Origin of the sequence: Thioalkalivibrio sp. ALMg11, from assembly GCF_000377905.1 — a bacterium.
In the GTDB taxonomy this organism is placed as follows: domain Bacteria; phylum Pseudomonadota; class Gammaproteobacteria; order Ectothiorhodospirales; family Ectothiorhodospiraceae; genus Thioalkalivibrio.
Map to the genome: position 1 here is coordinate 513,790 of NZ_KB898872.1, position 9,518 is coordinate 523,307.

At 66.6% G+C, this 9,518-nt stretch carries 9 protein-coding genes; 7 read left to right on the top strand and 2 right to left on the bottom strand.

Annotation, left to right across the window (positions count from 1 at the left end; all coding sequences use genetic code 11):
* Nucleotides 1-61 precede the first annotated feature (61 nt).
* Nucleotides 62-3,292 carry an EAL domain-containing protein gene (locus D578_RS0105085; protein ID WP_018948889.1) on the top strand — a complete coding sequence of 1,077 codons (3,231 nt, stop codon included), beginning with the start codon at nt 62-64 and terminating at the stop codon, nt 3,290-3,292.
* A gap of 27 nt (nt 3,293-3,319) precedes the next feature.
* On the opposite strand, the gene D578_RS0105090 is transcribed toward D578_RS0105085, so the two are convergent.
* Nucleotides 3,320-4,045 (bottom strand): hypothetical protein, encoded by a 726-nt coding sequence (locus D578_RS0105090; RefSeq protein ID WP_018948890.1) that lies wholly within the window; start codon nt 4,043-4,045, stop codon nt 3,320-3,322.
* A gap of 65 nt (nt 4,046-4,110) precedes the next feature.
* Between D578_RS0105090 and D578_RS0105095 the strand changes: the two genes are divergently transcribed.
* From D578_RS0105095 to D578_RS0105110, 4 genes are read left to right on the top strand one after another with little or no spacing between them, the layout of a single operon-like run.
* Nucleotides 4,111-4,752: a TetR/AcrR family transcriptional regulator gene (locus D578_RS0105095; RefSeq protein ID WP_018948891.1), complete on the top strand. Its 642-nt coding sequence runs from the start codon at nt 4,111-4,113 to the stop codon at nt 4,750-4,752.
* The gene (locus D578_RS0105100; protein WP_018948892.1) at nt 4,742-5,302 is read left to right on the top strand and encodes a carboxymuconolactone decarboxylase family protein; all 561 of its coding nucleotides are present in this window, start codon (nt 4,742-4,744) and stop codon (nt 5,300-5,302) included. Before D578_RS0105095 ends, D578_RS0105100 begins: the two co-directional genes overlap by 11 nt.
* Before the next feature lie 36 nt (nt 5,303-5,338).
* Nucleotides 5,339-5,716, top strand: a complete 378-nt coding sequence (locus D578_RS0105105) for a DsrE family protein (RefSeq protein ID WP_018948893.1) — start codon at nt 5,339-5,341, stop codon at nt 5,714-5,716.
* Between the two features lie 52 nt (nt 5,717-5,768).
* Entirely contained in the window at nt 5,769-6,863 is a 1,095-nt protein-coding gene (locus D578_RS0105110; protein WP_018948894.1) for a DUF3524 domain-containing protein, read from the top strand.
* On the opposite strand, the gene mltF is transcribed toward D578_RS0105110, so the two are convergent.
* Nucleotides 6,850-8,319 (bottom strand): membrane-bound lytic murein transglycosylase MltF, encoded by a 1,470-nt coding sequence (gene mltF, locus D578_RS0105115; protein ID WP_018948895.1) that lies wholly within the window; start codon nt 8,317-8,319, stop codon nt 6,850-6,852. The genes D578_RS0105110 and mltF overlap by 14 nt on opposite strands.
* 357 nt (nt 8,320-8,676) lie before the next feature.
* On the opposite strand from mltF, the gene D578_RS0105120 reads away from it, so the two are divergent.
* The gene (locus D578_RS0105120) at nt 8,677-8,928 is read left to right on the top strand and encodes a GlsB/YeaQ/YmgE family stress response membrane protein (protein ID WP_026289185.1); all 252 of its coding nucleotides are present in this window, start codon (nt 8,677-8,679) and stop codon (nt 8,926-8,928) included.
* A gap of 26 nt (nt 8,929-8,954) precedes the next feature.
* Nucleotides 8,955-9,152, top strand: a complete 198-nt coding sequence (locus tag D578_RS0105125; RefSeq protein WP_018948897.1) for a DUF3185 family protein — start codon at nt 8,955-8,957, stop codon at nt 9,150-9,152.
* Nucleotides 9,153-9,518: the final 366 nt, after the last annotated feature.

Consider the following 9,518-nt stretch of genomic DNA (forward strand, 5'->3'; position numbering starts at 1 on the left):
CCCGGCCGTCTCGCCGCATCGCCTCCGGCGACCCACGCACCGACTCGCGAGTCGGCCGCTAATGGACCTCTCGCCCGCCGCCTTCACCATCCTCTACCTGGTCTACGGCCTGGCATTCTTCTCGCTGGGTGTAGTCGCCCTGATCCTGCCAAGGGGCGATGGCACACTGCCGTTTGCCCGGCATTTCTGGCTACTGGCCTTTTTCGGCCTGGTCCATGGCACCTACGAATTCCTGCAGGCCGCGGGGTTTCACTATCCGTCGGCACGGGACCTGTGGCTCAACGCCACCTGGCAGCTGCTCTCCTATGCGCCGCTACTGGAGTTCGGACGGCGCGCCCTGATCGCCAGCCATGCGCGCATCCGCCTGGATGCCCTGTGGCTGTACCCGGTCATCGCCGCCGGGCTGCTGCTGTTCATCGGGATCGCGGAGGATCCGGGCCGCGGCCTCGCCAATGGCGGGCGCTACCTGGTCGGCTTCCCCGGCGCACTGCTAACCGGCCTGGCCTTCTGGTTCCTGCTGCGGCGCCCCACCCTGCGAGCCACGCAATCTGGCGATCATGCCCGCCACTATCCGGCCGTAGCCACCCTGGCGCTGGCCTTCCTCGGCTATGCCCTGCTGACCCCGTTCCCGGGGACCGTCGATCCGGGGCTGCCCGGCTGGCTGCCAACGTATGGCGACTTCCTCGAGGCGAGCGGGCTGCCGGTACAGCTGCTGCGCATGTTCACCGCCCTCCTCGCCGGCATCGCACTGATGAGCCTGTCTCGCACTCTGGGCACCCAGCAGGGCGACGACCTGCTGCGCATCCTCGACACCCTCAACGGCTTCGTCTATCGCTGCCGCAACAACCCGACCTGGGACGTGATCAATGCCGAGGGCGCGCTCGAGGAATTCACCGGTTACCCGCGCGGGGATTTTTTCGAGGGCGACATGACGTTCGGCGACCTGATCCACCCGGATGATCGCGAACGGGTATGGCGCGAGGTCTCGGAGGGCCTTCAGCGCTCCGGTCAGTTTCAGGTCCAGTGGCGCATGATGCGACAGGACGGGGGCGTATGCTGGGTATTCGAGCGCGGGGCCGGCACCTACGACGACCGGGGCCATCTTCGGTACATCCAGGGTCACGTAATCGATGCCGACGAACTGGTCACCACCAGCGAGAGCCTGCGCGCCAAGACCGACGAACTGGAGGCCTTCCGCTCAACCCTGGATCTGACCCTGGACGCGGTCTTCCTGTTCGATGTCGAGACCCTGCGCTTCATCTACGTGAACCAGGGCGCGGTGGACCAGACCGGCATCCCGCGCGAGGAACTGCTGAACCTGCACCCGTTTGATATCAAGCCAGACTACTCGGAAGACCGCTTTCGCCAGCTGATCGAGCCCCTGCGCCGGGGCATACGCGACCAGCTCCGCTTCGATACCAGCCACCGGCATCGCGACGGCTTCGATGTACCGGTCGAGATATCCCTGCAGCTGGTGGCGCCCCGCGGCGAGACGGCCCGGTATGTCGCCATCGCGCACGACATCACCCAGCGCAAGCGCAACGAAGAGGCGTTGCTGCAGGCCCTGGCCGAGCTGAAGACCTCGCGCGACGAGCAGTCCCGCCTGCTGGAACTGACTCAGCGCGAACAGGGGCGCATGGCCGCCCTGCTGTCCGCGATGAGCATCGGCATCCTGTTCGAGGACCGCGAAGGGCGAGTGGAATACGTGAACCCGGCCTTCCGCCGGATGTGGGCCATCGACAACCAACTGGAACTGGTGGGACGGACCTCGCGCGAGGTGCTGGAGCACTCCACCCACCGCTTCGCCCGGCCGGACCACGCCTCGCGCCATGTGCTGCACGTGCTGGACACCCACGAGATCAGCGAACGCTTCGAGGTCGACCTGTACGACGGGCGCATCCTGACCCAGGTCTCCTACCCGGTGCACGATACCGACGAGCGCAGCATCGGCCGCCTGTGGCTGTACGAGGACGTGACCCACGAGCGCCAGACCGCCCAGCAGCTGGTCTATCTTGCCGAGCATGATGCCCTGACCGGGCTCTACAACCGCCATCACTTCCAGAAGCACCTGGAACACATGATCCACAGCGAACGCCGCCGCAACGGCCGCTTTGCCCTGCTGTATTTCGATCTCGACGAGTTCAAGACCATCAATGACACCTTCGGCCACCGCGCCGGAGACACCGTGCTGGTACGCGCCGCCGGCGAGATTGCGGCGCTGGTGCGCAGCCAGGACATCTTCGCCCGCCTGGGCGGCGACGAGTTCGCGATCCTGGTCGACCGCGAATCGGATCAGGAACCCATCGAACTGGCCGAACGCGTCGGCCGCGCGATCGCCTCGATCCCGTTCCGCTTCCGCGGCCAGAACTACCGGCTCACCGCCAGCATCGGCATCGCCCACTACCCCGAGCACGGTGACAACGTCGAGGATCTGGTGGCCCACGCGGACACCGCGATGTACCAGGCCAAGGACCTGGGCAAGAACACCTGGGCGGTGTTCGACCGCAGCCGCAACACCGCCGAGCACATGCTGGAGCGGATGTCCTGGAGCCAGCGCATCGGCACGGCCCTGGAACAGGGCCACCTGGAGCTGCACTACCAGGGGATTTACGCCATCGATGACGGCCACCTGCACCACCTGGAGGCCCTGGTGCGCATGCGCGACCCGGCCAACCCGGACGAGCTCGCCATGCCCGGCCAGTTCATCCCGATCGCGGAGAAGACCGGCCAGATCCTCGACATCGACCGCTGGGTGATCCGCGAGAGCATCGCCCGCCTGGCCGGCGATCCGACGATCGCCGGCATCGCGATCAACATCTCCGGGCGCAGCTTCGACGAACCCAGCCTTCCGCAGTACATCGCCCAGCAGCTGGAACAGCATGCGGTCGAACCCCGTCGGCTGATCATCGAGCTGACCGAGACCGCCGCGGTGTCCGAGATGCAGGACGCCCAGCGCTTCATCGAGGCGCTGCAGCACACCGGCTGCACGGTCTGCCTGGACGACTTCGGCTCGGGCTTTTCCACCTTCGCCTATCTCAAGTACCTGGGCGTGCAGATCCTCAAGATCGACGGCATGTTCGTGCGCGACCTGCCCAACAACCGCGACAACCAGGCCTTCATCCGCGCGATGGTCGATGTCGCTCGCGGTCTCGACAAACGCACCGTCGCCGAGTGCGTGGAAGACGGCCCGACCCTCGCGATGCTTGCCGAACTGGGCGTGGACATGGCGCAGGGCTATCACCTGCACCGGCCATCCCTGGAGATCCCCCGCGAACGGGGTGAGCCTGATTAGACCCCGCGCTGCCTTGCGGGAGTGGGCTCAGCGCGTCACCTCGATACGCTCAACGAGCTCCGCCCCGTCCCCCTCGAAACGAAAGCCGACCGCATCCGTTGCGACCCGGAACTCGCCTTCCGCCTGTATCCAGCCCTGTTCCAGGACGCTCGCGTCAACCCGCTCGAACAGCCGCTGCAGCGCCACCGCAGTGGCGCCCCGGGCTGCGTAATCCAGCCCGTGGCGCTCCCATTCGGCACAGGCAGCATCCGCCAGCCCCCAGCCGGTCTCGACAAACCCGGCAATCCACAGCGCGCGCAGCACCCCATCGCCCCACTGCTGGCGCAACTGCGCCATCCCGGAACGCACATCCGGGGCGGCCTCCACCGTCGCGACCAGCGATGCGGGCAACAGCGCGCGCCAGTCATCGCTCTCGAAGGCGCCCGGCATCAGGTCCTCGTCGATGATCTGGACGAAGTCCGGGACCGGGTCGGAACCCGTGCGCTCGGCCAGCTGAATCAATGCTCCGGCCTCATCGCGATAACCGGACAGGGCAAACCCGCACAGGTGGTGGTCCACGATGTCGTGCACGAACACAGACGTCGGGATGCGCTCGCCGGTGAAGGGCGTCGCCGCGATCACGTCCGCGCCGCATCCCGGCAAATCCAGCTTCCAGCCACGCACACCAAAGCCATCCTCCCAGGACTCGGCGTATTGCGCCGGGATGGCCACGCCGTCCTCCTCCCCGTCCTGCATGAACCGTTCGCGCGTCATTGGCTCGTCTCCGTACAAGGTTCTTTCCTTGCACTTTACCGACCGGTCAACTAGTGTGCAAAGACATGGAAGCTACCACACCGAACGACACCCGCAATGCCAGCCGCGAAGCCCTTCTGCAGGCCGCCCGCGAGCTGATCGTTGGCCGCAGCTACACATCCGTCGGCATCGCCGAGATCTGCGCACAGGCGGGCGTGCGCAAGGGGAGCCTGTACCACTTCTTCCCCGGGAAGGAGGCGCTCACGCTGGCGATGCTGGAGACGCTTTACGCCGACTTCGAGCGCGAGGTGCTGATCCCGGGGCTCGCCGGCGCCAACGGGCTCCGCGCTCGCATCGACGCGTTCGTCCACGCGATCCACGCCTTCGAGGCGCGGATGCAGACAGAATCCGGACAGCTGCCCGGTTGTCCCTTCGGCAACCTGGCGGTGGAGATGGGCACCCACAACCCAACCCTGCGCCAGGCGATCCGGAAACACCTGGATGCGGTCACCGCGCATTTCCGCTCCGTGCTGGACGAGGCGGTACAGGACGGCGAGCTCCCGCCCCAAACCGACACCGGCGCCGCCGCCGAACAGTGGCTGGCACTGATGGAAGGGATCCTGGTGATGGCCAAGGCCGATCAGGATCCCGCCACGATCCTGCGCCTGGGCCCCGCGCTCGGTGCGCTCCTGCTCAACCCGACCCCGGAGGTCCGCCATGAGCGATGAACACTTCCCCCTGCACGACGTCACCAGCGCCCCCGACGCGAAGCCGGCCTTCGACCAGGCCGAACAGACCTTCGGCATGGTCCCCAACCTGATCCGCAAGATGGCCAGCGCGCCAGCCCTGGCGGAGGCCTATCTGTCCCTCAATGCCCTGTTGCAGAAGACGTCCATGAGCGCCACCGAGCAGAGTGTCCTGCTGCTGACCGTCAGCCGCTACCACGAATGCGACTACTGCATGGCCGCGCACAGCATGACCGGGCGCATGACCGGCGTTCCGGACGACGTGATCGATGCGCTGCGCGAGGATGGGCCGATCGGCGACCCCAAACTGGAGGCCCTGCGCCAGTTCACCCGCGCCATGATCGAACAGCGTGGCTGGGTCGACGAGGCCGCCCAGCAGGCCTTCCTGGACGCCGGGTACACGCATCCGCAGATGCTGGAGGTAATCCTGGCAATCGGCCTGAAGACCCTGTCCAACTACACCAACCACATCGCCGGCACCCCGGTCGACGAGCCCATGGCCGGCGAGCGCTGGACCGCACAGGGCCAATAACCGCGCCGCGCCAACGTCACTGAAGGAGAAACCCGCATGAGCGAAGAAACCGCCGATCTTGTCGTCATCATGATCACCGGACCGGAGAACAAGCGCCGTCTGCCGTCGGCCTTCTTTCTGGCGGCCACCGCCGCCGCAAGCGAACAGAACGTCATCATGTACTTCACCGGTCCCGCGACGGAGTTGTTGAAAACCGGCGTCGCCGAGAACATCCATCCCATGGAGGGCGGCAAGAGTATCGCCGACTTCATGAAGAACGCCATGGACAACGGCGTCCAGATGATGGGCTGCCGGCAATCCCTTGAGTTGAACGGCATGGATGAATCGGATCTGGCCTACCAGGACCTCCCGCTACTCACGCCCTCCCAGGCCTTGCCTTCGCTGGGATCGGCCGGCAAAGTCCTGACCTGGTAATCACGAGGGGCCACACCGGTGGCCCCTCTCCCACCGGGGGGCGTAACGGGGCGTGCCGAACCATCGCAAACGCATCTTGCTGCTCTCCGCCTATCGTGCGGACAGCCACGCGGCCTGGGCGGACTGGCTGACCACCGCCTTCGATGCGTTCGACTGGAAGCTGCTGGAACTGCCGGGGCGCCACTTCCGTTGGCGCATCCGCGGCAACCCGATCTCCTGGCTGGACCATCTGGAGGGGGTGGAGGCCGATGCGGTCATCGCGACCTCAATGGTGGATCTCGCCACCCTGCGCGGGCTGCAGCCCCACCTCGCCGCCCTGCCCACGCTCTACTACGTGCACGAGAACCAGTTCGCCTATCCGCTGGGCCGGCAACAGGTGGATTCGGTGGACCCGCAGATGGTGCAGATCTACGCGGCACTGGCCGCAGACCGCATCGCCTTCAACTCCGCGTTCAATCGTGACTCGTTCCTCGACGGAATGGAGAGCCTGCTCGGGCGCATGCCGGACGCAGTGCCCGCCGGGCTGCGGGCGCGCATCCAGGACCGCAGCGAGATCCTTCCGGTTCCGATCCAGCCGCCCCCGGCGGCCGGTGCCGCACGCGATCCAAGCCTGATCCTTTGGAGCCATCGCTGGGAGTACGACAAGGCCCCGGAGATCTTCGCCCAAGCCATGCAACGCCTGGCCGCGACGGGCGCGGATTTCCGTCTTGCCCTGCTGGGGGCGCGTCCAGCGCAGACACCAGAACCCCTGCAACGCCTGCGCGAGACCCTGGGGGATCGCATCATCGCCGATGGCAAGCTGCCACGGAGCGCATACGATGCGCTACTGGGCCGCGCGGGCATCGTCGTCAGTACCGCCCTGCACGAGTTCCAGGGCCTGGCGATACTGGAGGCTACCGCCGCTGGCGCCACGCCGCTGGTCCCGGATGCCCTGGCCTACCGCGAGCAATACCCCGATGCCTGTCGCTACCCGCAAGGCGATGTAGACACGCTGACGGAGCGCCTGCGGGTATGGCTACAACATGGGGCCCCGCCCGCGCCCGACGTCCGCGCGTGGACGCCGGAGCGGTTGGAGCCGGACTGGCAAGGAATGCTGGACGACCTGGTCGCGGGCGGCCGTAACCGGGCACGGGTCAGTCGCGGCTGACGACGACCTGATCCGAGTGGTCGTCGTCCTCGGCCACGAACACCGGGCGGATCACGTCACGGTAATTGCGGATGCGCTGGACGTAGTACACCGGCTGGTACCCGCGCGCATAGCCGTAACGCAGATCCTTGTAGTAGCGCTCCTCGGTCAGTAGCGGCAGGGTCTCGCGCATGTCGGCCCAGCGATCCGGGTCCCGTCCCAGCTCGCGCGCCAGCCGGCGCGCATCCAGCAGGTGGCCACGGCCGATGTTGTAGGCCGCCAGCGCCAGGTAGGTGCGATCGGGTTCGACGATGTCATCCGGCAGCAACCCGTGCTGACGCTGCAGGTAGCGGGCCCCGCCATCGATGCTCTGCACCGGGTCCAGGCGATCCACACCCAGCGACTCGGCGGTGCGTCGGGTCAGCATCATCAGCCCGCGCACGCCCGTGGGGCTGCGCGCCTCCGGGTCCCAGTGCGACTCCTGATAGGCCAGAGCGGCCAGCAGATCCGCGGGCAGATCCGTGCGCTCGGCCGCCTCCTCGAAGTGCGGGTGGTACTGGGGCAGGCGATCCTCTATGCGCCGGTTCAGCGCGCGCAGGTCGACGAAATCGAACTGGTTGATGTAGGCGTAATAGCGCTCGTCCACAAGGTCGCGCAGCTCGCGGCCGCCGGCGCCCTGCATCCAGGTCGCGGCCAGCTCGGCGAGCTCGGCGTGTTCCGGATCGACATACCATCCCAGCGCCCGCGGCGCGGACAGATCGAAGGCAATGTCGAGATGCGGGAAGGAACGGCGGTTGTAGCGCACGATGTGTGAATCGGCCACGGTGCAGCCGATCTCCTGCCGGGCGACCTGTGCCATCAGGCGCTCGGTACCGATCTCGCGCACCTCGAAATCGACCGATTCCGGCAGCGCCTCCTTCAGGGTTTCGACGTAGCTGCTGCCGGCCGAGACGACCAGATCGACACCCTCCAGCTCGTCCGTCGAACCCGGCAGGCCGGACAAGTCGCGATGGCAGACGACCTGCTCGCTCACCTCCATGTAGTGCGGACCGCGGCGAAAGCGCTCGTCGCGCGACGGCAGATGGGTCAGACCCGCTGCCGCCATGTGCGCCGCGCCGGAGTCGAGCGCCTCGAGGACACCGGAGACCGAATCGGCCATGACCCATTCCACCTTCCAGCCATGCGCCAGGGCAAAGCCTTCGACCAGGTCGTGCTCGGTGCCGGACGTCTCCAGATGCTGGTCAAAGTACCAGGTGGTAGGCGCGTTGCGGGTCACCACGCGCAGCGTACCGGTCTCCTCCACGGAGGCCAGGCGCTCGCCCGCAGCCGCGTTGGAAACCATCGTCCCGGATTGTCCGTTCTCCGAGCCACACCCGGCCAGTAACGCCAGCAGGGCGCCCGGGATCAGTGCCCGGAAGGGTCGCCCACCGCGCAGGGAGCGAGTGGCCGGTCCATTGCGCTTCGATTCTTCGGTCATACCGGTTTCCTTCCCGTCGACAGCCGGCGTCAAACGCCAACCGATTCCATGACGGATCCATGAATGTCCAATACACAGACTATGGTTTTGCGGAATGGCTCTCAAAAATACCCACACTCGAGGGGTTGCAGAATCACCAAGTATCCGCTCACCGGCGACCGGTCACGTTCGGATCACCCGTGGCGGTGGGCAGGCGCACGATGCGCCATGTACAGTCGAAGCCAGATCCCGCGCCGAGCCGCGCGGATCGGGAGCGCCTCATGGCACTGACTGCGCGCGGTTCCAGAGTCCCTGCTCGGGGAACACCCCGGCATCCACACGATCCAAATGCCCATCTCTTGCAAGGAGCGCGACACCATGCCCGTGGAATCTCTTCTTCTCCTCCTGCTCATCGGCGGCATCGCCGGCTGGCTCGCGGGCCTCCTGGTACATGGGTCCGGGCAGGGCATCCTGCTCAACATCGTGGTGGGCGTGATCGGCGCCTTCCTTGGCGGCTGGCTATTCACCCAGCTCGGGGTGCAGGCTGGAGGAATCATCGGCAGCCTTGCAGCAGCGACCGTGGGCGCCGTGCTGCTGCTGGGCCTGCTCCGGTTGATCCACAAGGCCTGACCCACCGACCGCTCCAGGGAGGACCCATGATCCAGATCCTCGGCATCATCCTGCTGGTTGGCGGCCTGATCGCCGCCCTGGTCGGTGTTCAGGACGCCTTCGGCATGCGCGAGCGCGCGGCGCGCCTGTTCCTTGGCCGTTTCACCCGACGAACCCTCTCCCTTCTGATCGGCGGCGGCGTGGCCGCGCTGATCGGCCTGATCCTGATGACCTCAAAAATGTGATGCGGTTAGCGTGATCTCCCCGAGGCCGTAGGGTCCGCCCCGGGGGGGGCCCGCATCCGCAACCGGACGCGGCAAGGCTGCGGCCACCCCCTAGGGAAACACTGATTAATGTACACGTTCGCGCTCGAGTCACTTTTGCGTGCGAACAAGGCGCGGTGACTGCCGTGCAGTCATTCTGCACAAGGGAGCCGCAACGCCGTGCGCGCGCAAAAGTGGCCGAGCCCCTGCATTCAATGGCTTGTGGGGTTGGTGCCCCAGGTTCCCCGATCCTGCGTTGCGCCCCTTGCCGGTAGAACCACTACCGGCTGCGGACCGCGCCTTGTCTCGGAAAACCTGGGGCACCAACGCGAACGTGTACATTAATCA